This window comes from Saccharopolyspora sp. 6V (assembly GCF_020176785.1).
In the GTDB taxonomy this organism is placed as follows: Bacteria; Actinomycetota; Actinomycetes; order Mycobacteriales; family Pseudonocardiaceae; genus Saccharopolyspora_C; species Saccharopolyspora_C gregorii.
The window spans coordinates 23,636-45,188 of the sequence record NZ_JAIUKB010000081.1 but is presented as its reverse complement, the minus strand read 5'-3'; the positions used below and the strand labels follow the sequence as shown (position 1 = coordinate 45,188).

The window sequence follows — 21,553 nt, the reverse complement described above, 5'->3', positions numbered from 1 at the left end:
CATAGGCGCTGGTCCCCCGCGCATCCCGGCACCGAGCTCCGCGTGCCGGTGTGGGCGCGGGCACGCCCGGGTAGGCCGGGCGGAGGAGGTGCCGACATGTCCGAACGGTCCACCGCCCGCGCGCTGGTGCGCGAAGCGGGCACCACCTACGCGGAGCAGGCGGGCATAGCGCTCGCCGACAAGCCGTCCCCGCTGTACCGGTTGCTGGTGCTGTCGGTGCTGCTGTCCACCCGGATCAAGGCCGAGATCGCGGTGGCCGCGGCCCGGGAGCTCGGCGAGTTCCCCACCGCGGAGCGGATGCGGGACTCGACGTGGCAGCAGCGGGTGGACGCGCTGGGCCGCGGGCACTACGTGCGCTACGACGAGAGCACGGCCACGGCGCTCGGCCGCGGCGCCGAGCTGGTGCTGGACCGCTACCGGGGCGACCTGCGCCGGTTGCGGGCCGCTGCGGACGGGGACCCGGCGGAGGTGCAGCGGCTGCTGCGCGAGGTGCCGAGCCTCGGCCCGGTCGGCGCGCACATCTTCTGCCGGGAGGCGCAGGCGGTGTGGCCGGAGCTGCGCCCCCACTTCGACGCGAAGGCGCTCTCCGGCGCCGAGAAGGCCGGGTTGCCCGCGGACGCGCACCGGCTGGGCGAGCTGGTGCCCGCGGACGACCACGCCCGCTTCTCCGCCGCCCTGGTGCGCATCACGCTGGAGAAGGGCCTCCTCCAGGAGATCACCGCGTCGGCCTGATCAGGCGACCGGTTCGAGCACTTCCCGGCCACCGAGGAACGGCCGCAGCGCCGCGGGCACCACCACGGAACCGTCCGGCCGCTGGTGGTTCTCCAGGATGGCCACGATCCACCGGGTGGTGGCGAGCGTGCCGTTGAGCGTGGAGGCGATGGCGTTCGGGCCGTCGGCCTCCCGGTAGCGGGTGTTGAGCCGCCGCGCCTGGAACGTGGTGCAGTTCGAGGTGGAGGTCAGCTCGCGGTAGGCCTGCTGCGACGGGATCCACGCCTCGCAGTCGAACTTCCGGGCCGCGCTCGCCCCGAGGTCGCCGGCCGCGGTGTCGATCACCCGGTACGGCACCTCGATCTTGGCGAGCATCTCCTCCTCCCACGCGAGCAGCCGCTCGTGCTCGGCGCGGGCCTCCTCCTCGCGGCAGTAGACGAACATCTCCAGCTTGTTGAACTGGTGCACGCGGATGATGCCGCGGGTGTCCTTGCCGTAGGAGCCCGCTTCGCGGCGGAAGCAGGTGGACCAGCCCGCGTAGCGCAGCGGACCGGCGGCGAGGTCGAGGATCTCGCCCGAGTGGTAGCCCGCGAGCGGGACCTCGGAGGTGCCGACCAGGTACGCGTCGTCCTCCTCCAGCCGGTACACCTCGGTGGAGTGGGAACCGAGGAAGCCGGTGCCCTCCATGATCTCCGGGCGGACCAGCACCGGCGGCACGACCAGGGTGAACCCGGCGGCGGTGGCCTGGGCGGCGGCCATGTTCAGCAGCGCCAGCTCCAGCTGGGCGCCGATGCCGGTGAGGAAGTAGAACCGGGCGCCCGCGACCTTCGCGCCGCGCTCCATGTCGAACGCGCGCAGCCCCAGGCCGAGGTCCAGGTGGTCCCGGACCTCGAAGTCGAACTCGTGCGGGGTGCCGACGTGCTTGAGCACCACGAAGTCGTCCTCGCCGCCGGGCGGGGTTTCGGGCTCGACGATGTTCGAGACCTTCTTCTGGGTGCGCAGCAGCTCGGCGTCGGACTCGGTCTGCTCGGCCTCGGCCTGCTTGACCTGGGCGGAGAGGTCCTTGGCGCGGGCCAGCAGCTCGTCGCGCTCCTCGCCCTTGGCCTTGCCGACCTGCTTGCCGAGCTGCTTCTGCTCGGCGCGCAGCGTGTCGGCTCGGGACACCGCGGACCTGCGACGCTCGTCGGCGGCGAGCAGCGCGTCCACGAGGGACGCGTCCTCACCTCGGGCGCGCTGCGAGGCGCGCACGGCCTCCGGGTCATCGCGAAGCGTCTTGAGGTCGATCACAGCAGGTGAGCCTAGCCGGTCGGCTCCCTCCGGTGCCGTCGCGGGGGCGGTGCCCGCGGCCCGTCCAGGTCATCCGGGTGGCCGGTCGGGGCGTCAGCGCTCGTGGCGGCGCCGCTGCCGGGGCCGGTCCCGGCGGACGGGGTCGCCGAGCCTGCGCCCGGTCGCCGAGCGGTAGCGCGCCCGGCGCGCGGTCTCGGCGGGGCGGCGCGGGGGTCGCTGGTCAGCGGCCTGCTCGTCGGTCGCCGGAGCGGGTTCCTCGGCCACGGCGGCGGGCTGCCCGGGGGCGTCGGCGTCGGCGGGCTCCGGCCGCTCGGCGGCGGGTTCGGCAGGGCGGTCGCCGGGTTCGGCGGGGCGGTCGCCGGGTTCGGCGGGGCGGTCGGCGGATTCGGCGGAGCGGTCCGTCGGTGCGCCCGCGGGGCGGTCGGCCGGTCCCGCGGGGTCCGCCTCCCCGGTCGCCGCCGGACCGGCCTGCTCCGCGGCGGTCGCCGCGTCGGACACGACCTCGCTGCCCGCCTGCACCGACCGCGCGGCGGCCTCGCCGGGCTCACCGACCCCGCCGCGCAGCGCGTCGTCGACGCCCGCGTCCCGCAGCACCCCGCGGGCTTCCCGCGTCAGCCCCAGCACGATCTCCGGGTTGCGGTCGATGGAGGTGAGCACCCGCTCGATGATCTCGGCGACGTGGTCGAGGCGGACCTTGAGGAACGCCTGCGCCTCGACGCCCTTGAGCTCCAGGTCCGCCCGCCCCAGCGACACGTCCGCACCCACGCTCAGGCGCAGCAGGTCGCGGATCTCCGCCTGCAGCGACACCTGGGCCCGCAGGTCCTCGACCTCCAGGTGGAGCTCCTCCACCCGCAGGGCCGGTACGTCGAGCAGCACGTCGGGCTCGACCTCGCCCGGCCGCTCAGCGGCCTGCTGCTCCGCGCGGTGCTGCTCGACCGCTTCGCGGTCCTCGTCGTCGTTCCCCGCCTGGCTGTACGGCATGCGCCCACCCCGCCGTGTCGAACCGGGCTCGCGGAGGCGCGCCGCCCCCACCCCGTTTCCCCACGAAAGCACAGGTCACGAGGTCACGCCCGGTCGGCGGGCCAGGTCAGGAGCCGGGGATGCGGTGCGGGACGAACGCGGCGCCGTCGTCGGTGATCAGGCCCGCGGTCTCCCGGATGCCGAGTCCCGCGGCGGAGTCGCCGACGACCCAGGCGCCCAGCGCGGGCCGCATCCCGTCGAACTCAGGCAGCGGGTCGAACGCCTGGTAGACGTAGCCCTCTTCGCCGTAGAAGCCGCCGGTCTCGGTCTCCCAGCCGGGCGCGACCACGGTGATGTTGTTGCCCTCCCGGCCGAGCCGCGGCTTGCGCACGTACTCGGTGAGCATGCCGGGCTGGTCCAGGAACGTCGGCAGCAGGTTCGGGTGCCCGGGGTACATCTCCCACAGCACGGCCAGCAGCGCCTTGTTGGACAGCAGCATCTTCCACAGCGGTTCGATCCACTGCGTCGCGGGCAGCGTGTGCACCGCGTGCTTGCCGAAGTCGTCGTCGACCATCCACTCCCAGGGGTAGATCTTGACGACGGAGTTCATCGGCGCCTCTTCGAGGTCGACGAAGCGCTCCAGCAGCGGCTCCCAGCCGATCTCCTCGATCACCAGGCCGACGGTGTCCATGCCCGCCTCGGCCGCGGTCTCCTGCAGGTAGGCGGAGGTGATGTTGTCCTCGCCGCTGGTGTCCGAGCCGGACCAGGTGAAGTGGACCTCGCGGGTGGCGAGCTGGTCGGCGATCTCGCCCCAGCGCTCGACCAGCTTCTCGTGGATCGAGTTCCACTGGTCGTCGCCCTCGTGGCACTCGGTCAGCCAGTTCCACTGCACGACCGCCGCTTCCAGCAACGAGGTCGGCGTGTCGGCGTTGTACTCCAGCAGCTTCGCCGGACCGGAGCCGTCGTAGCGCAGGTCGAACCGGCCGTAGAGGTGCGGATCGTTCCGCTTCCACGACTCGGCGATGTGCGGCCACACCCACTCGGGGATGCCGAAGTCCCGGTAGCGCTCGGTGGTGACCACGTGGTCCACCGCGTCCAGGCACATCGACTGGAGCAGCTCGACGTCGGCCTCCAGGGAGAGCACCTCGTCCAAGCTGAACTCGTAGTGCACGCCCTCGTCCCAGTACGGCCGCTGCGAGCCGTCGGCCGCCCGCGCCGGGGTGCCGAACACGAGACCCAGTTCCTCGACCTTGCGCTGCCAGTCCGGCCTGCGCCCGGTTGTCCTCCGCCGCACTCGTTCAGCTCCCGCTGCTGCCGCTCTTGTTGCTGATCCCGAAACCGCCGCGCTGCACCGTCTGGCCCTTGGTGTTCTTGATGTTCGCGTCGGCGGGCTTGGTGAAGTTGGGGCTCGACACCGGCTGGCCCACCGGCGGGGCCGCGGTGCCGGGCTGGGTGTAGCCGTACCGGTAGGAGTTGTACCCACCGACGCCGCCACCGGGCAGGAAGATCGGCATGAAGAACATGCCGCCGCTGTGGTACCCGCCGTGGCTCTGCACGTAGTTCTCGTCGCACATGTTCGGGTCCTGGACCGTCGTCTGGCCCTGACCCGTGGCGCAGTACTCCTGCACCGCGGTCTGCTCCTGGCTGTACGCGGAACCCGAGTAGAACGCGGCGACCAGCGCGACCACGCCGACGGTGACCCCGCCGCCGACCATCACGCGCCGCCTGGTCTGCGTCTTGCGCTCCTGCTCGGCGAGCTCGGCCTGCGCCTGCTCCTCCTGGCGCTTCTCCGCCGCGATCCGGGCTCGCTTCTCGGCGAGCGTCGGTTCCCGCGGGGTCGTCGATTCGTCCTGGAAGCGCATCCGGCCGCGAGCCCCCTGCTCACCCGGTTGCTGCACCTCGTTCGGCCGCGTCACATCGTCAGCCCCGCCCATGGGCGGCTGGTCTCTGCGGTCCGGCCCGTCCTGGTCTGCCAATGGTCTGCCATCTTCCGTCATCGCCCACTCCCAGCGGCAACACTACCCATCGCGCACCCGCGCCGGGTACGCCTCGGTAGGACGCGCGGGGACACGAATCGGTTTCAACTCGATGCGTGAGCGTTTGGGCACGGGTCCCGTGCGCCAGGCATGATGTGATCGATGGCCGAGCGCAGCGATCCCCAGAAGCACCGCCGGAAGAAGCCCAACACCCGGCTGGTGATGATCGCCGCCGCCATCGGCGGGGCACTGGTCCTGCTGATCAGCGCGCTGCTGAACACGCCCGGCCAGGGCGGCTCCGGCATCGGCGGGCCCGGCCGCGAAGGCGCCGCACCCGCCACCCCGCCGGTGTTCGAGGCCGAGGCCGGCACCTGCCTGCACTGGACGGAAGCGGACGCGGCGGACATCCGGCAGGTCAAGTGCCGCGAGCGCCACCTGTTCGAGGTCACCGGCAAGGCTGATCTCAAGGCCGACTTCGCGGGCACCGCGCCGTACCCGTCCGCGGAGCAGTGGCAGCAGCTCAAGCAGGAGCGCTGCACCGCCGTCTCGGCGCAGTACCTGCGCGGCAGGCTCGACCCGGAAGGCCGGTTCTCCGTCGGCGCGTTCACGCCCAGCGAGAAGGGCTGGGGTTCCGGGGACCGGATGCTGCACTGCGGCCTCCAGCAGCCCGGCCCGTCCGGGGAGCTGTTCGCGATCAAGGGCAAGGTCGCCGAGCAGGACCAGTCCAACACCTACGAGGTGGGCCGCTGCCTCGGCATCAACGGCACCGAGGTGTGGGACCCGGTGGACTGCGCGCAGCCGCACTCGGTGGAGGTCACCGGCGTCGTCGACCTCGGCCAGCAGTTCCCCGCCGACTACCCGGCCGAAGACGACCAGGACGGGTTCCTCGCCACCCGCTGCGGCGAGCTCGCCGCCGAGTACGCGGGCAGCCCGACCGCGGTGCAGGACAAGAAGCTCGTCCCCTACTGGGACACGCTCTCCGAGGAGAGCTGGAACGCCGGGTCGCGGCAGGTCAACTGCAAGGTCAGCGCGCAGCTGCCGGACGGCAGCGGGCTCGCGCCGATCACCGGCAGCGTCAAGGGCGACGTGCAGGTCGGCGCGGAACCGGCGCCGCAGAACACCGCCCCCATCCAGCCCGGCGTCCCCGCCTCCGGGGAGCGCTGAGCCGGTGCCGGTGGAGATGACCCGGGCCCGGTTCGACGAACTCGTCGCCGACGCGCTCGACCTCGTGCCCGAGCAGTTCGCGACCGCGATGAACAACGTGGTGGTGCTCGTCGAGGACCACAACGAGGAGGACCCGACGCTGCTCGGCCTGTACTTCGGGGTGGCGCTGACCGAGCGGGACAGCACCTACGCGGGCGTGCTGCCGGACCGGATCTCGATCTACCGGGAACCGCTGCTGGAGATGTGCGACTCGGAGGACGAGGTCGTCGACGAGGTGGCGATCACCGTGGTCCACGAGATCGCGCACCACTTCGGGGTCGACGAGGACACCCTGCACTCCCTCGGCTGGGGCTGACCGCCGACTACCTGCCTTCGAACCCTGCCCGGCGGGCCGGGTCAGTTTCGTGTCGGCGGCGGAGCCGCTGAGCCGCCGACCACGTACGCAACCCGACCACGACGCAACAGAAGTGGAAAGGCAAGCAGGTCAGTCCGGCAGGTCGTCCCATTGGGCGCAGCGCCAACCCGTCGGCGAGGCCGAGTCGGCCTCCAGCACGATGATCCCGGTGTTCGGCAGGTAGGCCGCGCTGGAGCGCCGCGGCTCCACCTCGGGCGCCAGCCGGGCCGCCACCAGCCGCACCATCGCGCCGTGGCTGACCAGCACCACCGCGCCGGTCGTGACCTCGTCCAGCACCGGCTGGGCGGAGGCGAAGAACCGGGTGAGCGCCTGCGTGCCGGTCTCCCCGCCGGGCATCGACCGGTCCTCGCCGTGGTGCCACCCGTCGTAGATCTCGTCGAACCGCTCGCGGGCGTCGAGGTCGCCGCGGCCTTCGAGGTCGCCGACGAAGATCTCGTGGGTGCCGTCGGCGATCCGCACGTCGAGCCCGTGCCGGGTCGCCGTCGGCAGCGCCGTCTCCTGGGCGCGCAGCGCGCGGCTGGCGTGCACCGACAGCACCTTCTCGGTGCCGAGGCGCTCCGCCAGGTCCGCTGCCTGCCGCCTGCCCTGCTCGGTGAGCCCCGGGCCGGGCGGCAGCGTGTCCAGCAGGCCCGCCACGTTCGACGGGGTCTGCCCGTGGCGCACCAGGACGAGCCGGAGCCCGTCGGCGGGCGCACGCAGCACCGGGGTCATGAGGCGCCTCCTTCGCGCACGCGGGCCAGCCAGCGGGCGGACGCCTGGAACGCCTGCTCCGACACCGGGGTGGGGACGCTGGCAGGCGAGTGGTCGGCCTTCGGGTAGGAACCGAGGAACCGCACCTCGCTGCACCTGCGGTGCAGGCCGCTGAGCGCGTCCCCGACGCGGGCGTCCGCGACGTGCCCGTCCAGGTCCAGGAAGAAGCGGTACTCGCCGATCCGGTCCTTGATCGGGCGGGACTCGATGCGGCTCAGGTTGATGCCGCGCAGCGACAGCTCCAGCAGCATCTCGGTGAGCGTGCCCGGCTCGTGGGCGATCACCGCGGCGATCGAGGTGCGGTCCGCGCCGGTCGGGTCGGGCAGCGGTCCGGGCCTGCGCAGCAGCAGGAACCGGGTGACCGCGTCGGCGTTGTCGGCGACGCCCCTGGCGAGGACGTGCAGCCCGTCGAACAGCTCCACCGCCAGCGGGGACGCGACCGCCGCGTCCAGCTCCCCCGCGGCGACCTGCTCCACGGCGGCCGCGGTGGACGACGCCATCCGCACGTCGGCGTCCGGCAGATTCGCCGCGAGCCAGCCGCGGACCTGCGCGATCGCGTGCGGGTGGCTGGCGACGGTGCGCACCTGGTCGGCGGTGACACCCGCGCGCACCAGCACGTCGAACTGCACCGACACGGTCGCCTCGCTGACCGCGATCAGCGGATCACCACCGGCCAGCGCGTCCAGCGTGGCGGGCACCGATCCCTCGACCGAGTTCTCCACCGGCACGCCCGCGGCGAGGACGTCGCCCGCGCGGAGGGCGGCGAGCGCCTGCGGCACGGACTCGTAGGGCAGCAGCTCGGCGTCGAAGCCTTCGGTGAGGATCCTGGTCGCCTGTTCGGTGAAGGTTCCGGGCGGCCCCAGGTAGGCGATGTGCGGCACGGGCACCAGCCTACGGGCCGGGTGGAACGTCCCACTCAGACCCGGACCGGTGATCATCTTTCCCCGGATGTGTGACCTACCCAATTACATTCAGTCGCCCGTTCCTGCGATGCTGTCAGTGTGACCGCGGATTCGGAGCGCTCATCGGACCGAGCGGAGCCGGAGCTGCGGCTCGTCCTCTGCGCCTTGGACGAGCCGCTGACGGCAGCGTGGCGAACCGTCGCCGCCGACCGCGACAACCTCGAAGTCCACCAGGGATCCGTGCTGGACCTGCGGGTGGACGCGGTGGTGAGCCCGGCCAACTCGTACGGCTGGATGCGCGGCGGGGTGGACGCCTTGTACTCGCGGGCCTTCCCGAACGTGGAGGAGTCGGTGCGCAGCGCCGTGCTCGCCTACCACGGCGGTGAACTGCCCGTCGGCGAGGCGCTGCTGGTGCCCACCGGTTCGCCCTGCCCCGCCTGGCTGGTCAGCTCCCCCACGATGCGCCAACCGGGTGAAGTGCTGCCCGCCGACACCGTGCACCCCTACCTGGCCGCGCGGGCCGTGCTGCGGCTGTGGGCCGCCGGGGTGCTGGAGAACGGGATGCGGGTGCGCGACGTGGTGCGCACCATCGCGCTGCCCGGGCTGGGCACCGGTGTCGGCGGCGTGGACCCGCGGCTGTGCGCGCACCAGGTCGCGGCCGCCTGGGACGAGACCTTCGCCCGCGCCGACCACGGCTGACCCACCACCGCACGAGCGAGCGCCCCACCCGGCCACCGGCCGGACGAGGCGCTCGCCGCGGGGCCTCACCGGTCTTCGGCGGGGACCCCGACCTCCTTGGCCGCGCGGTCGCGGACCGCGACCTTCGTCGGGGCGGCCTGCTCCAGGGCACCGCGGACCCGGACTTCGAGCACGCCGCGGTCGTAGTCGGCCTCGACCTGCTCACCGGTCACGCCCTTCGGCAGCCGGAAGCCGCGGCTGAACGCACCGCTGCGCAGCTCCCGCACCAGCACCCGGCTCGGCCCGGACCCGTCCGCGTCCTCGGCGGGGACCTCGGTGCGGGCGATGCGGCTGCCGCTGATCTTGAGGGCGCCGTCGGCGACCTCGACGGACACGTCCTCGACGTCCACGCCGGGCAGGTCCAGCCGGAACACCAGGTCGGAGCCCTCGCGCAGCACGTCGGCCGCCGGGGCGTACCGCTGCTCCGCGCCGCCGCGCCCGCGGAAGGCACCGCGGACCAACGCGTCGAACTCCCGGTCCAGGCCGGCGAACTGGTCCCAGCCACGAACGGCAAGAGCCATCACTCATCACTCCTTCGTCGACTCCGGGACGTCACCGGCTCGGTTCCAGCCCGAACCGGATACCCGGTCACTGTGGTTGCATGAGTGCCAACGGCTCAACTTTGCGGATTGTTCCCGGCGCAGCGAACCTCTTTCCGGCGGCTCCGGTTGCAAGATCGATTCCACGCCGGGGCGGCGTCCGCTCGGCGCGGTACCGTCGGGGTCGCGTCCAACTAGGAGGTACCCATGCTGATCCGCCGCCTGGCCCGCCCGCTGCTCGCCGCGATCTTCATCAGCGGCGGCATCAACGCCCTGCGGGACGCCGAAGGACACTCCAAGGCCGCGGCGCCCTTCCTGGACAAGACGGTCGGCAAGGTCGAGGACTCCCTGCCGGAGCAGGTGCCGACCGACGCGGTGACGCTGGTGAAGCTGGACGGCGCTGTGAAGCTCGGCGCCGGGGTGCTGCTGGCGCTCGGCAAGGCTCCGCGGCTCTCCTCGGTGCTGCTGGCGAGCAGCCTGGTGCCGACGACGCTGGCCGGACACGCCTTCTGGGAGATCGACGACCCGCAGGAGCGCGCCGGGCAGCAGATCCACTTCTTCAAGAACCTCGGCCTCATCGGCGGCCTGCTGATCGCGGCCGTGGACACCGAGGGCAAGCCGTCCGTCGCCTACCGCGCCAAGCACGGCGCCTCCCGCGTGGCCGAGCAGACCCAGCTCAACGCGAAGGCCGCGAAGAAGGTCGCCCGCAGGGCCAAGCGCAGGGCCCAGCGCTGACCGCCGGCCCCGTGGCCGGTCAGGGGACCCTTACCTGCACGTCCGGGTGATGCGGTCGTAGCGTGAGGACGTGCCGGTACGCGTGCTGCTCGTCGACGACCACGAGGTGGTCCGTCGCGGCCTCCGGGACCTGCTGAGCACCGAGCCGGACCTCGACGTCGTCGCCGAGGCCGGCGGGGTCGGCGAAGCGGTCGTCCGGGCGCAGGCCGCCGAACCCGACGTCGCGGTCGTCGACATGCGACTGCCCGACGGGGACGGCCTGGACCTGTGCCGCAGGCTGCGGGCGCTGCCCACCCCGCCGCAGTGCCTGGTGCTCACCGCCTTCGACGACGAGCAGGCGCTGGTCGGCGCGATCAACGCCGGCGCCTCCGGGTACCTGCTCAAGCAGGTGCGCGGCAGGGACCTGGTGAACGCGGTGCGCGAGGTCGCGGCGGGCCGCTCGCTGCTGGACCCGGTGACGACCGCGCGGGTGCTGGAGCGGATGCGGCGCGGCGCCGAGCAACCCGCCGACGAGCTGGACGCGCTCACCGAGCAGGAGCGCCGGGTGCTCGACCTGATCGGCGAAGGGCTCACGAACCGGCAGATCGCGGAACGGCTGTTCCTGGCGGAGAAGACGGTGAAGAACTACGTCACCGCGGTCCTCGCGAAGCTCGGCATGGAGCGCCGCACCCAAGCCGCCGCCTGGGTAGCCCGCCGCCAGGGCTGACGTTCTTTGACTTTCCGCTCGTTTTGCGGAGTGGTCGGGTGGCGGAACCTCAGCTGCTTCCTCGCTGCGGGATCGTTTTCACCGGTGGCTCCGCCACAGGCGAAAACGCTGTCCTCGCGAGGAACCAGCTGAGAACCCGCGGGTGGTCCTGCTGCGTGCGTGGTCTCCGTTCAGCGGCTTCGCCGCTGACAGGACGAAGGCACGAGCCGGGCGTGGGTTCGGGGCTGGCGGTGCGTGCGCTGCTTGGCCCATCTCGCGGCGGGCGAGCGGTCAGAGCGGGACTTCCCAGGTGACCGTGGTTCCGCTGTCGGGTGAGGAGTGGATGACGCAGCGGCCGCCGGAGGCCGCCGCTCGCTCCTCCAGGTGCCGCAGCCCGCGCTTGGTGACGTCGCGCGGGATCCCGCAGCCGTCGTCGACGACCTGCAACCGCATCGCCCGGTCCGAGCAGCGCACCCGCACCAGCACGGCGCGCGCCCCGGAGTGCCGGACGACGTTGGAGAGGGCTTCGCGCAGCGCGGCCCGCAGGTGGTCGGCGAGCGCGACGGGCACTCCGCCGAGATCGCCGTCCATCTCCAGCTTCGGCGGCCTGCCGAGCAGTTCGCCGGCGATCTGCACCTCGGAACGGATGGAGTCGGCCAGGTCGGGGGCCTGCACGGGCGTCTCCGGGTCGGCGGAGCGCAGGGTGCGCACGGTGGCGCGGACCTCGGCGATGGTCTGGTCGAGCTGGTCCATGGTGTCGGTGAGCCGCTCGGAGTCCGCCGGGTCGAGGCGCCCGGCGAGCCTGCGGTCCAGCACCTCCAGCTGCATCCCGGCCGCGTAGAGCCGCTGCACGATGACGTCGTGCAGGTCGCGGGCGATGCGCTCCCGCTCCTGGTAGACCGCGATGCGCTCACGAGCGGTGGAGCCTTCGGCGAGTACCAGCGCCAGCCCGGCTTGGGCGGCGAACCCGGTGAGCACCTCGACCGCGACCCGGGTGAACGTGGTGGCGCCGCGGCGCCGGTAGACCGCGAGCGCGCCGAGCCTGCGCTCCCGGGTGCCGAACGGGGCGACCGCGAACGGCCCGTAGATCCGCAGCGAGGGCGGCACGTACGGCGCGGTCATCGGATCGTCGATCAGGTCGTCGACGACGATGGGCACCCCGCTGCGGGCGACGCGGGCGGCGGCGGAGCGGGCGGAGAGCACCGCACCGACCGGGTCGCCGGAGGACGCGGGCTCGGCCGGGTAAGCGGCTTCGACGGTGAGCCTGCCGTCGTCGGCTCGGACCATGACGAGACCGAGGTCGGCTTCGGCGAGCGCGGCGGCGCGGCGCACCACCATCGGCAGCACCACGTCCGGGTCTTCGGCGGACAGGGCGGCCTTGGTGATCTCGGTGGAGGCGGCCAGCATGCGCCGGGCGAGTGCGGGATCCATGGCGTGCACGAGGCTAGTCCTCCGGTCCGCTCCTGACCTGCGCAGCAGGTGGGCGGTGTGACCTGGCCGATGATCGGCCGCGCGCGGGTCGGCGGTCATCGGGCGGCCGCCGGGGCGCGCAGGACGGTGACCGCGCCGTCGTGCACGCGCAGCACCAGGTCGGCCGCCTCGGCTTCGGCGGGCCGGTGCGTCACGTGCAGCACGGTGCGGTCGGCCTGGTCGCGCAGCCGCCGCAGGAGGGCCGCGGAGGTGGGCACGTCGAGGTGCGCGGTCGGTTCGTCGAGCAGCAGCGGGCCGTCGGCGAGCAGGGCGCGGGCCAGCGCGAGGCGCTGCGCCTCACCGCCGGAGAGCGCGGTGCCGCCGGAGCCGACGTGCTCGCCGAGCCGATCCGCCCAGCCGGGGAGCCCGGCCAGCCGCAGCGCCGCGCCGAGCCGCTCGTCGTCGGCGTGCGGCGCCGACATCCGCAGGTTCTCCCGGACGGTGGTGGACACCAGGTTCGGTTCCTGCGGGCACCAGGCGGCGCGGTCCGGCAGCAGCGCGGTCCCGCGTTCGGCGGGCAGGAAGCCGAGCAGCAGCGCGAGCAGGGTGGACTTGCCGCTGCCCGAGGGGCCGAGGACGGCGACGTGCGCTCCCGGCGGGACGGTCAGGTCGACGTCGCGCAGCGCGGGTTCGGCGGCGCCGGGCCAGCGCACGTCGACGCCCCGCAGTTCGATGCGCCCGTCGGTGGCGCGGGCGGCGGCCCCGGGTTCGGCGGCGGCGGGTTCGGCAGCAGCAGCGGAGTCGGCGGCGGGTTCGGCGCCCGCACCCGGTCCGGCCGCGTCCGGCCCGGTAGCAGCGCCGGTAGCGGCGGCCGTGCCCGAAGCGGTTCGGGGATCGGCGGCCGCACCGGATTCGGCCGCGCGCGGTTCGGCGGCCCCGGCGGCGAGCAGCGGCGCCAACCGGTCCTGCGCGGCCCGCAGGTTCCGCCACTGCTGCGCGGCGGGCGGCAGCAGCGCGACGGCCTCGGCGGCGGCGAGCGGTACCAGCGCCAGCAGCGGCGCGAGCTCCGGCGCGAGGCGCCCGGCGGCGACGGCGTCCGCGCCGAGCCACGCCCCGCCGAGCACGGCGACGCCCACGGCGAGGGTGCCGACGGCGGTGGCGGCCCCGGCGCCGAACGCGGCGCGGCGGGCGCGGGCGGCGAGCCGGGCGTCGGCGGCGGCGAGTTCGGCGCGGCGCCCGGTGTGCGCGCCGAAGGCGAGCAGTTCGGCGGCGCCGTCGAGCAGTGCGAGCACCCGGTCGGCGACGTGCCTGCGCCCCGCGGCGACGGCGGTGCTGGCGCGGCGTTCCGCGGCGAGCGCCGCCGCGACCCCACCGGCTCCCGCGACCAGCAGCGACACCGCCAGCAGCGCACCGGCGGACGGCAGCACCAGTGCTTGCAGCACCACGGCGGCGAGCGCGACGAGCACCGCGGTCAGCGGCGGGAGCACGACCCGCGGCACCAGGTCGCGCACCGCGTCGACGTCGTCGACGAGCCGCGCGACGCCGTCGCCGCGCCGCAGTCCGGCGGTGCGGGCCGGACCGAGCCGCACCAGCGCGTCCCACAACCGTTCCCGCAGCATCCCGGCGGTGCGGAACGCGGCGTCGTGCGTGACGAGCCGTTCCACGTAGCGCACGGCGGCCCTGGACAGCGCGAAGGTGCGCACGCCGACGACGGCGACGGACAGGGTGAGGATCGGCGGCTGCTGCGAGGCGCGGGCGATCAGCCACGCGGAGGTCGCGGTGAGCGCCAGCCCGGACAGCAGCGACAGCGCGGCCAGCCCGACCCCGGCGAGGGTGCGCGGGGTGATCAGCTCGCGGAGGGTGCCGCGGGCGGCGGGCAGCCCGGGCACGGTGCCCGCGGGCCCGTCGGCGGGCGCGAGTTCGGGTTCGGCGGGTTCGGCGCCGGGGCGGTGGCTGGCGAGCACGACGGTGGCGCCGCGCTCGGCGGCGCGCTCGATCGCCCGCTCCACCTGGTGCGCGGTAGCCGGGTCGAGGTGCGCGGTGGGCTCGTCGAGCAGCAGCACCCGGGCGGTGCCGCGCAGCCGCAGCAGGGCGCGGGCGACGGCGACCCGCTGCCGCTCCCCGGTGGAGAGCCCGTCGACGGGCCGGTCCCGCAGGTGCGCGGCGGCGGCGTCGGCGAGCGCCTCGTCGAGCGCGTCGAGGGTGCCCGCGGGCTGGTCGGCGACCGCGAGCGCGAGTTCGTCGGCGACGGTGCCGCCGCTGAACGCGGGCCGCTGCGGCACCCAGGCGAGGTGCCTGCGCCAGGTGGCCGGGTCGAGCTCGCCCAGCTCGGTGCCCGCGTAGCTGAGGCTGCCGCGTTCCGGCCGGGTGAAGCCGAGCAGCACGCCGAAGGTGGTGGACTTGCCGCTGCCGCTGGGACCGATCCCGTCGAACCCGTCGAGCCGGAGCACTTCGCCGGGCCTCGCGGTGAAGGAGAGCCCGTCGGGCGCGTGCCCGCCGCGGCGGGCGACGGCGAGGTCCCGCACCCGCAGCGGGCCGGCGGCGCCGAGCTCGACGGTCGAGCCCGCGGCGGCGGGCGGGTCACCGGTGATGATCTCGTCGGCGCGCCGCACCGCTTCCACGCCGTCCTCGCTGGCGTGGTGCGCGGCCCCGGCGGCGCGCAGCGGCAGGTAGCACTCGGGCACGAGCACCAGCACCATCAGCCCGGTCGCCAGGTCCAGCTCCCCGGACACCAGCCGCAGCCCGATGCCGACGGCGACCAGCGCCACCGACAGCGAGGAGCACAGCTCCAGCACCAGCGCGGACAGGAACGCGATGCGCAGCGTGGCGACGGTGCTGCGCCGGTGCTCGTCGCCGACCCGGTGGACCACGGCGCGCTGCGCGCCCGCCCGGCGGAACGCGGTGAGCACCGGCAGCGCCCGCACCAGTTCGTGCAGCTGCGCGGACAGCCGCCGGGTGTCGTCGGCGGCGCGTTCGGTGCGCTGCTCGGTGTAGCGGCCGACGAGCCACGCGAACAGCGGGATCAGCGGCACGGTGACGAGCACGACGACCGCCGACACCGGGTCGGACCACAGGATCCAGGCGCCCGCGAGCAGCGGCACCACCGCGGCGGTGACCAGCGCGGGCAGGTACTTGGTGAAGAAGGCGTCGAGCGCGTCGAGGCCCTTGGTGGCGAGCGCGGTCAGCTCCACCGGCCCGCGGCCGCGGATCCACTCGGGTCCGCGGCGCAGCGCCGAGTCGAGCAGCTGCGCCCGCAGTTCCTCCTTGGCCCCGGCGGCGGCGCGGGCGGAGACGGATTCGGTGGCCCAGCCGAGCGCCGCGCGCGCCACGATCGCCGCGGCGAGCACGCCGAGCCGGTCGGTGACGGCGGCCGCGCCCACCCCGGCGGTGACGACCTCGGCGAGCGCGCTCGCCAGCGCCCAGGCCTGCACGATCAGCGCGGCGGCGTGACCGGCGGCGAGGGCTCCGGCGGCGAGCAGCGCCCACCGCGCCGACCGGGACAGCCGGGGCAGGGCGCCGAGCGGCCCGCTCACGGCGCGTGCACCGGCGGGATGTGGTGGGTGCCGATGCGCTTGCGGAACACCCAGTACGTCCAGCCCTGGTAGATCAGCACGGCCGGGGTGCCGAACGCGGCCACCCAGGTGATCACGCTGAGCGTGTAGGGGCTGGAGGCGGTCTCGGCGATGGACAGCGAGAACGCCGGGTCGAGCGTGGAGGGGATGACGTTCGGCCACAGCGCCCCGAACAGGGTGACGACGACCCCGGCGAGCGCGATGCCCTGCAGCGCGAACGCCTGCCCCTCCCGCCAGGAGATCATCCGGGCGAGCGCGGCGAGCGCCGCGGCCAGCGCGATGCCCAGCGGCACCCACGTCCACGCCTCGCCCTGGGTGAGCTGCGCGATGAGCAGCAGCGCGATCACCGGCAGCAGCAGCACCGGCCCGAGCCGCAGCGCGAACTTCCGCGCCCGCTCCCGCACCTCGCCGGCGGTCTTGAGCGACAGGAACACGGCGCCGTGCAGGAACGAGAAGCCCCACACCGCCAGCGCCCCCACCACGGTCGGCAGCGTCAGCAGCACCAGCGGCCCGCCGACGCGGTCCCCGTTGGCGTCCAGCGGCAGGCCGAACACGCTCGCCGACAGCACCAGCCCGATCATCATCGGCGCGATCCAGGAGGCGAGCACGATCACGGTGTCCCAGGTGCGCCGCCACCGCGCGGTGTCGACCTTGCCGCGGTACTCGAAGGCGACGCCGCGCCCGATGAGCACCAGCAGCAGGAGCAGCAGCGGCAGGTACGCGGTGCTGAACAGCGAGGCGTACCAGCCGGGGAAGGCCGCGAAGGTGGCGCCGCCCGCGACGATCAGCCACACCTCGTTGCCGTCCCACACCGGCCCGATCGTGTTGATCAGCACTCGGCGTTCGCGCTCCTCGCGGCCGAGGATCGGCAGCAGCATCCCGACGCCGAAGTCGAAGCCCTCCAGGAACAGGTAGCCCAGCCACAGCACGGCGATCAGGGCGAACCAGAAGGTGGGCAGGTCCATCACGTTCTCCACGGGTCCGGGGGCGTCAGTAGGCGAACGACAGGGTGTCGTCGTCGGACTTCTCGTCGTCGGACGGCTGGTGCGGCATGGTGGCCGCGACCCCGCCGCGCACGAAGCGGACGATGAGGAAGACCTCGACGCAGGCCAGCACGCCGTACACGGTGGTGAGGCCGATCAGCGAGGTCAGCATCTCCCCTGGCGTCACCCCGGAGGACACGGCCGATGCGGTGTACATCCACACCCCGTCCACGCCCGAGGGGTTCGGGTTGGGGGCGACGACGAACGGCTGCCTGCCGAGCTCGGTGAAGATCCAGCCGAACGCGTTGCCGAGGAACGGGGTGGCGATGCTCGCCACGGCCAGCGGCCCCCACCAGCGCCCCTTCGGGAAGCGGCCGCCGCGGGTGAACCAGAGGACGGCGACCGCGCCGAGCGCGGCGACCCCGCCGAACCCGATCATGAACCGGAAGCCCCAGTAGGTGGCGGGCAGGTTCGGCACGTAGTCGATGGGCTGCCCGGCGAACTGCCCGAGCCGCGGGTCGTCGGGGTAGTTCGTGCCGTATGCGGCCTGGTACTCGGGCACCAGGGCCTGCACGCCCTTGACCTCGCTGGTGAAGTCGCCGTTGGCCAGGTACGAGAGGATGTAGGGCACGGTGAAGCTCTTGACGTCCTCGCAGTTCTGCCGTCCCACGTCGCCGTAGGCGAAGATCGAGAAGCTGGCGGGTTCCTCGGTGTGGCAGAGCGCCTCGGCCGAGGCCATCTTCATCGGCTGCTGCTCGAACATGAGCTTGCCCTGCACGTCACCGGAGATCGCGAGTCCGGCGAAGGCGACCACGCCGACCCAGGCGCCGAGCCGCATCGAGGTGTGCCAGAGCTTCCGGTCCTCGTCGTCGCGCGGCGAGTCCCGGTGGTGCCGCACGATCTTGTAGGCGCCGATGCCGATGAGGAACGACCCGGCGACGGCGAAGCAGCCGAAGACGGTGTGCGGGAACGCGGCGAGCACGGTGTTGTTGGTCATCACCGCCCAGATCGAGGTCAGCCGCGGCCGCCCGTCGACGACCTCGATGCCGACCGGGTGCTGCATCCACGAGTTCGCGGCGAGGATGAAGTAGGCGGAGGCGACGGTGGCCAGCGAGAACGCCCAGGCGCAGGCGAGGTGCACGCCCTTCGACAGCCGGTCCCAGCCGAAGATCCACAGGCCGAGGAAGGTCGATTCGACGAAGAACGCGACGATGCCCTCCATCGCGAGGGGCGCGCCGAACACGTCGCCGACGAAGCGGGAGTACTCGCTCCACGCCATGCCGAACTGGAACTCCTGGACGATGCCGGTGACCACACCCATCGCGAAGTTGATCATCATCAACTTGCCCCAGAAGCGGGTCATCTTCAGGTAGCGCTCGTTCCCGGTGCGCCACCACGCCGTCTGCATTCCCGCGACCAGCAGGGAGAGGCCGATGGTCAGCGGAACCATCAGGAAGTGGTAGACGGTCGTGATGCCGAACTGCCACCGGGCGATGTCGAGGAGTTCCACGCGGCCAGTCTGCCGGGGCCGGGCACCCCGGTTTCAGGGGCCGCCGTCCCCCTCGTGCCAGGACGGAGGTCCCGGGTCCGACCAGGACTTTCGTCCCGGGTCGCCGCGGCGGGATGTGATCTTTTCTACCGGACGGATCCCATGATCGGAACCCCTCTCGCCCGGATCGGGGCCGCGGCGGCGCTCGGCGCGGTCCCGGGGATCAGCGGAGCGCTTCGGCCACCGCTCGGGCCGAACCGGCGACCAGCGGCCCGACCTCCTCGACGGCGAGGGGTTCCAGCGCGAGGACGCCGACGCTGGCGCGCAGCGAGGGCACGCCCAGCACCGGTGCGGCGACGCCGTAGCCGCCGCAGTGCAGCTCGCCGCTGCTGCTCACCCACGGCGGCCCGTCCGCGAGCAGGTCCACGGCCCGGCCAGCGGCACCGCGCTGCACGGGGTGCCGGGAACCGATCCGGTAGGCCACGTGGTGGCTGGTCCAGGACGGTTCGGCGACCGCGACGGCCTGCGCCTCACCGCCGTCGGCGACGGTGAGGTGCGCGGTGGCGCCGACCTGCTCGGCGAGCTCGTGCAGCGCGGGCGTCGCCGCGAACCGCAGCTGCGGCAGCACGCGTCCGGCGACGCGCAGCACGCCGAGCCCCAGCCGCACCCGGGTGCCCTCCCGGCGCACCAGTCCCCGGTCCTGCAGCGGGCCGAGCAACCGGTACACGGCGGCGCGGCTGACGCCGACGGTGGCGGCGAGGTCGCTGATGGTGGGGGCGGCGCCGTCGGCTTCGGCGACGGCCTGCAGCAGGTTGAGCCCGCGCTCCAGGGTCAGCGAGGTCTCCTTGGCGGGGGCGTCCTTGGCCGCGCCGCCCACCGGGTGCCCGTGGCCGCCAGCCGGGCCGCGGCGTCCCGGGTCAGCGGGACCGGGCCGGTGCGCCGCCCGCGGCGGGGCCGGATCGGGAGGTCGCGCCGGGTCGGGGGTTCGGGCCACCGGTCACCTCCAGGTCGCGGACAGCACCGTGCCCGTCACCTCGCTGAGGCCGATCACCGAACCGTCCGGTCCGGGCGCGGTCCCCCCGAGTGTGACCCGATCACCGTCCTGGAGGAAGGTGCGCTGCTCCCCGTCGTCCAGCGTGATCGGTTCGGCGCCGCCCCAGGTGAGCTCCAGCAGGCAGCCGCGCTCCTCCTTGGCCGGCCCGGACACGGTGCCGGAGGCGAACAGGTCGCCGGGCCGCACGGTCGCCCCGTTCACGGTCAAGTGCGCGAGCTGCTGCGCCGGGGACCAGGCCATGTCGGCGAACCGCGGCCGGGACAGCACGATGTCGTTGCACCGCACCTCCAGCGACAGGTCCAGCCCCCACGGCTCGGTCTCGGCGAGGTAGTCGTGCAGGGCGTGCTCCCGTTCCGGCAGCGCGATGCGCGCGTGCTCGAAGGCCTCCAGCGGCGTGATCCACCCGGCGATGGACGTCGCGAACGACTTCGCCAGGAACGGGCCCAGCGGCTGCGATTCCCACAGCTGCAGGTCCCGCGCGGACCAGTCGTTGACCAGCGCCACGCCGAAGCAGTGCTCGGCGAAGTCCTCCGTCGGCACCCGCGACGCGGTCTCCCCGCCGCACACGAAGCCGACCTCGGCTTCGAAGTCGAGCCTGCGGGTGGGGCCGAACGCGGGGTTGCGGTCGCCGGTGGTGCGCCGCTGCCCGCTGGGCCGCGGCACGTCGGTTCCGGAGACGCGGACGGTCCCGGCACGGCCGTGGTAGCCGACGGGCAGGTGCGTCCAGTTCTCCGGCAGTTCGCTCGCGCCGCGGCGCAGGATGCGGCTGACGTTCCGCGCGTGGTGCGGCGAGGAGTAGAAGTCCACGTAGTCGGCGACGGTGAACGGCAGCACCATCGTGTGCCAGTCGGTGCGCACCAGTTCGGCGCCGGCGGGCGCGCGGTCGGCGGTGACCAGTTCGGTGAGCCGCTCCCGCAGTTCCCGCCAGCGCGCCCGCCCGGCGGCCAGCAGCGGGTCGAGCGAGCGGGCGCCGACCAGTTCGGACAACCGAGGACCCAGCGCGTCCGCGACACCGCGCAGCGGCAAGGCGTGCTTGCCGACCCGCACGGCCACCACCGGTCCGCTCGCGGTGACCAGCACCCCGTACGGGAGGGTCTGCGGTCCGAACGGCTTGTCGGCGGCGAACTCGGGGTCCTCGATCCAGGTCACAACAGCCCCAGCCCTTCCAGGTCGGTCACCGGGTCGGTCAGCGAGCAGGAGCCGTAGGAGGCGAACACGTCGCGCACGGCGGTCGCGGCCGCGTCGGACAACGAGCCCGCTTCGGCGGCGAGGGCGTCGCCGTCGGCGCTCTCCAGCGCGTCGCGCACGTCCTTGCCGGACAGGCAGCGGGCGGTGGCGACGAGCAGGTTGAGGAAGCCGTGCTGCATGAACCCGGTCGCCGGGTCGGCGCCGCGGACGGCGGTCTGCATGCCCGCGGTGGTCTTGAACGGGACGCTGAGCGTGCTGACGGTGGCGAGGAAGTCGGCGACGACGTCGACGGGCGGCACCGATTCGGAGGTGGGCCCGCCGGTGCGCAGCTTCGGCCAGCAGCCGTGCTCGGCGACGCGCTTGATGCCGTCCAGCCAGCCTTCGGGGCTGCGCCGGGGTTCGACGACGCGGATGACGTCCTCGGGCACGAACTCGGAGACGCGTTCCAGCCAGACGTCGTCGACGTCGGAGGGCGCGGGCATCTCGACCATGCGCAGCGCCAGGAGTTCCTGGCGCCCTTCGATGATGGACAGCGCCTTGGGCACTCCGCCGAGCCCGGTGTCGCAGACCAGCGACAGCGGGACCGGTTCGGCCGGCTTGGCCTTGGCGAGCTCGGTGATGAGCTCGGCCAGCCGGGAGGCCTGGCACAGCATCGGGCCCATCACGCCCGAGTACTCACCGGTCCGGGCGGCGAGGTGGGCGTTGACCGCGTGGTCGACTTGCGCGCTGCCCGGTGGGAACAGCGCTGCGTCGTCGACCAGTCGGGCGAACAGTGGCGGGATGCCGCGCGGACCCGGCGCGCGAAGCTCAACAGCGCTTGACACGGCAGACACGCTAATGCCGCGCCGTTCGGTGAACAAAGGTGGCCGAGGAACGGGCGTCCGGCGGTCTTCCCCTGCTGCCGTTCGGTGGATCATCACTGCTGGTGGCGGGCTCCGCCGGGCCCCGTTGATCCACTCGGGTGATCTCGCGGCGGCTGCGCGGGGTGGCCCCGC

At 73.7% G+C, this 21,553-nt stretch carries 20 protein-coding genes; 6 read left to right on the top strand and 14 right to left on the bottom strand.

Features of this window, described 5'->3' with window-relative positions; genetic code table 11:
- The first annotated feature begins 96 nt into the window (after window positions 1-96).
- The gene (locus LCD35_RS16800) at window positions 97-732 is read left to right on the top strand and encodes an endonuclease (RefSeq protein ID WP_224958402.1); all 636 of its coding nucleotides are present in this window, start codon (window positions 97-99) and stop codon (window positions 730-732) included.
- Here LCD35_RS16800 and serS read toward each other — a convergent pair whose 3' ends face one another.
- The 4 genes from serS to LCD35_RS16780 all read right to left on the bottom strand — a co-directional run bounded on the left by serS (window position 733) and on the right by LCD35_RS16780 (window position 4,892).
- Window positions 733-1,998: a serine--tRNA ligase gene (gene serS / locus LCD35_RS16795; RefSeq protein ID WP_224958400.1), complete on the bottom strand. Its 1,266-nt coding sequence runs from the start codon at window positions 1,996-1,998 to the stop codon at window positions 733-735.
- A gap of 93 nt (window positions 1,999-2,091) precedes the next feature.
- A complete protein-coding gene (locus tag LCD35_RS16790; protein ID WP_224958398.1) occupies window positions 2,092-2,979 on the bottom strand; it encodes a hypothetical protein in 888 nt (295 codons plus the stop codon).
- 106 nt (window positions 2,980-3,085) lie between these two features.
- The gene (locus LCD35_RS16785; protein ID WP_224958396.1) at window positions 3,086-4,252 is read right to left on the bottom strand and encodes a glutathionylspermidine synthase family protein; all 1,167 of its coding nucleotides are present in this window, start codon (window positions 4,250-4,252) and stop codon (window positions 3,086-3,088) included.
- Window positions 4,253-4,256: 4 nt separating this feature from the next.
- Window positions 4,257-4,892, bottom strand: coding sequence for a hypothetical protein (locus LCD35_RS16780; RefSeq protein ID WP_224967121.1), 636 nt, complete (start codon window positions 4,890-4,892; stop codon window positions 4,257-4,259).
- A 204-nt stretch (window positions 4,893-5,096) separates the two neighbouring features.
- Here LCD35_RS16780 and LCD35_RS16775 point away from each other — a divergent pair, with 204 nt between their 5' ends.
- Both LCD35_RS16775 and LCD35_RS16770 read left to right on the top strand, forming a co-directional pair.
- Window positions 5,097-6,098, top strand: a complete 1,002-nt coding sequence (locus LCD35_RS16775; protein WP_224958392.1) for a septum formation family protein — start codon at window positions 5,097-5,099, stop codon at window positions 6,096-6,098.
- A gap of 4 nt (window positions 6,099-6,102) precedes the next feature.
- Window positions 6,103-6,453: a metallopeptidase family protein gene (locus LCD35_RS16770; RefSeq protein WP_224958390.1), complete on the top strand. Its 351-nt coding sequence runs from the start codon at window positions 6,103-6,105 to the stop codon at window positions 6,451-6,453.
- A gap of 129 nt (window positions 6,454-6,582) precedes the next feature.
- Here the strand turns inward: LCD35_RS16770 and LCD35_RS16765 are convergent, their stop codons facing one another.
- Both LCD35_RS16765 and pheA read right to left on the bottom strand, forming a co-directional pair.
- Window positions 6,583-7,224 carry a histidine phosphatase family protein gene (locus LCD35_RS16765; protein ID WP_224958388.1) on the bottom strand — a complete coding sequence of 214 codons (642 nt, stop codon included), beginning with the start codon at window positions 7,222-7,224 and terminating at the stop codon, window positions 6,583-6,585.
- On the bottom strand, window positions 7,221-8,144 hold the full coding sequence (gene pheA, locus LCD35_RS16760; protein ID WP_224958386.1) for a prephenate dehydratase: 924 nt from the start codon (window positions 8,142-8,144) through the stop codon (window positions 7,221-7,223). The genes LCD35_RS16765 and pheA overlap by 4 nt, the downstream gene beginning before the upstream one ends.
- Before the next feature lie 120 nt (window positions 8,145-8,264).
- Here pheA and LCD35_RS16755 point away from each other — a divergent pair, with 120 nt between their 5' ends.
- Window positions 8,265-8,864 (top strand): macro domain-containing protein, encoded by a 600-nt coding sequence (locus LCD35_RS16755; protein WP_224967122.1) that lies wholly within the window; start codon window positions 8,265-8,267, stop codon window positions 8,862-8,864.
- A 65-nt stretch (window positions 8,865-8,929) separates the two neighbouring features.
- Here the strand turns inward: LCD35_RS16755 and LCD35_RS16750 are convergent, their stop codons facing one another.
- A complete protein-coding gene (locus LCD35_RS16750) occupies window positions 8,930-9,424 on the bottom strand; it encodes an Hsp20/alpha crystallin family protein (protein WP_225044439.1) in 495 nt (164 codons plus the stop codon).
- A gap of 225 nt (window positions 9,425-9,649) precedes the next feature.
- Between LCD35_RS16750 and LCD35_RS16745 the strand changes: the two genes are divergently transcribed.
- Entirely contained in the window at window positions 9,650-10,177 is a 528-nt protein-coding gene (locus tag LCD35_RS16745; protein WP_224958379.1) for a DoxX family protein, read from the top strand.
- Between the two features lie 70 nt (window positions 10,178-10,247).
- Window positions 10,248-10,883 (top strand): response regulator transcription factor, encoded by a 636-nt coding sequence (locus LCD35_RS16740; protein WP_224958377.1) that lies wholly within the window; start codon window positions 10,248-10,250, stop codon window positions 10,881-10,883.
- A gap of 270 nt (window positions 10,884-11,153) precedes the next feature.
- On the opposite strand, the gene LCD35_RS16735 is transcribed toward LCD35_RS16740, so the two are convergent.
- The 7 genes from LCD35_RS16735 to LCD35_RS16705 all read right to left on the bottom strand — a co-directional run bounded on the left by LCD35_RS16735 (window position 11,154) and on the right by LCD35_RS16705 (window position 21,382).
- Window positions 11,154-12,293 (bottom strand): GAF domain-containing sensor histidine kinase, encoded by a 1,140-nt coding sequence (locus LCD35_RS16735; RefSeq protein WP_225044438.1) that lies wholly within the window; start codon window positions 12,291-12,293, stop codon window positions 11,154-11,156.
- A gap of 95 nt (window positions 12,294-12,388) precedes the next feature.
- Entirely contained in the window at window positions 12,389-15,805 is a 3,417-nt protein-coding gene (cydD, locus tag LCD35_RS16730) for a thiol reductant ABC exporter subunit CydD (protein WP_225044437.1), read from the bottom strand.
- Window positions 15,802-16,809 (bottom strand): cytochrome d ubiquinol oxidase subunit II, encoded by a 1,008-nt coding sequence (gene cydB, locus LCD35_RS16725; RefSeq protein WP_225044436.1) that lies wholly within the window; start codon window positions 16,807-16,809, stop codon window positions 15,802-15,804. The genes cydD and cydB overlap by 4 nt, the downstream gene beginning before the upstream one ends.
- A 25-nt stretch (window positions 16,810-16,834) precedes the next feature.
- Window positions 16,835-18,337, bottom strand: coding sequence for a cytochrome ubiquinol oxidase subunit I (locus LCD35_RS16720; RefSeq protein ID WP_225044435.1), 1,503 nt, complete (start codon window positions 18,335-18,337; stop codon window positions 16,835-16,837).
- Window positions 18,338-18,539: 202 nt separating this feature from the next.
- A complete protein-coding gene (locus tag LCD35_RS16715) occupies window positions 18,540-19,193 on the bottom strand; it encodes an IclR family transcriptional regulator (protein ID WP_224958418.1) in 654 nt (217 codons plus the stop codon).
- 120 nt (window positions 19,194-19,313) lie between these two features.
- Window positions 19,314-20,519 carry a fumarylacetoacetate hydrolase family protein gene (locus LCD35_RS16710; RefSeq protein WP_225044434.1) on the bottom strand — a complete coding sequence of 402 codons (1,206 nt, stop codon included), beginning with the start codon at window positions 20,517-20,519 and terminating at the stop codon, window positions 19,314-19,316.
- Complete coding sequence (locus LCD35_RS16705) at window positions 20,516-21,382, bottom strand: hypothetical protein (protein ID WP_224958368.1); 867 nt, start codon at window positions 21,380-21,382, stop codon at window positions 20,516-20,518. The genes LCD35_RS16710 and LCD35_RS16705 overlap by 4 nt, the downstream gene beginning before the upstream one ends.
- Window positions 21,383-21,553: the final 171 nt, after the last annotated feature.

What these genes read in the sequence shown, in the direction of transcription:
- LCD35_RS16775 (WP_224958392.1), top strand. Translation starts at nt 5,097, where the DNA reads ATGGCCGAGCGCAGCGATCCCCAGAAGCACCGCCGGAAGAAGCCCAAC.
- LCD35_RS16800 (WP_224958402.1), top strand. Translation starts at nt 97, where the DNA reads ATGTCCGAACGGTCCACCGCCCGCGCGCTGGTGCGCGAAGCGGGCACC.
- cydB (WP_225044436.1), bottom strand. Translation starts at nt 16,809, where the DNA reads ATGGACCTGCCCACCTTCTGGTTCGCCCTGATCGCCGTGCTGTGGCTG.
- LCD35_RS16765 (WP_224958388.1), bottom strand. Translation starts at nt 7,224, where the DNA reads ATGACCCCGGTGCTGCGTGCGCCCGCCGACGGGCTCCGGCTCGTCCTG.
- LCD35_RS16745 (WP_224958379.1), top strand. Translation starts at nt 9,650, where the DNA reads ATGCTGATCCGCCGCCTGGCCCGCCCGCTGCTCGCCGCGATCTTCATC.
- LCD35_RS16750 (WP_225044439.1), bottom strand. Translation starts at nt 9,424, where the DNA reads ATGGCTCTTGCCGTTCGTGGCTGGGACCAGTTCGCCGGCCTGGACCGG.
- LCD35_RS16790 (WP_224958398.1), bottom strand. Translation starts at nt 2,979, where the DNA reads ATGCCGTACAGCCAGGCGGGGAACGACGACGAGGACCGCGAAGCGGTC.
- LCD35_RS16780 (WP_224967121.1), bottom strand. Translation starts at nt 4,892, where the DNA reads ATGGGCGGGGCTGACGATGTGACGCGGCCGAACGAGGTGCAGCAACCG.
- LCD35_RS16735 (WP_225044438.1), bottom strand. Translation starts at nt 12,293, where the DNA reads ATGGATCCCGCACTCGCCCGGCGCATGCTGGCCGCCTCCACCGAGATC.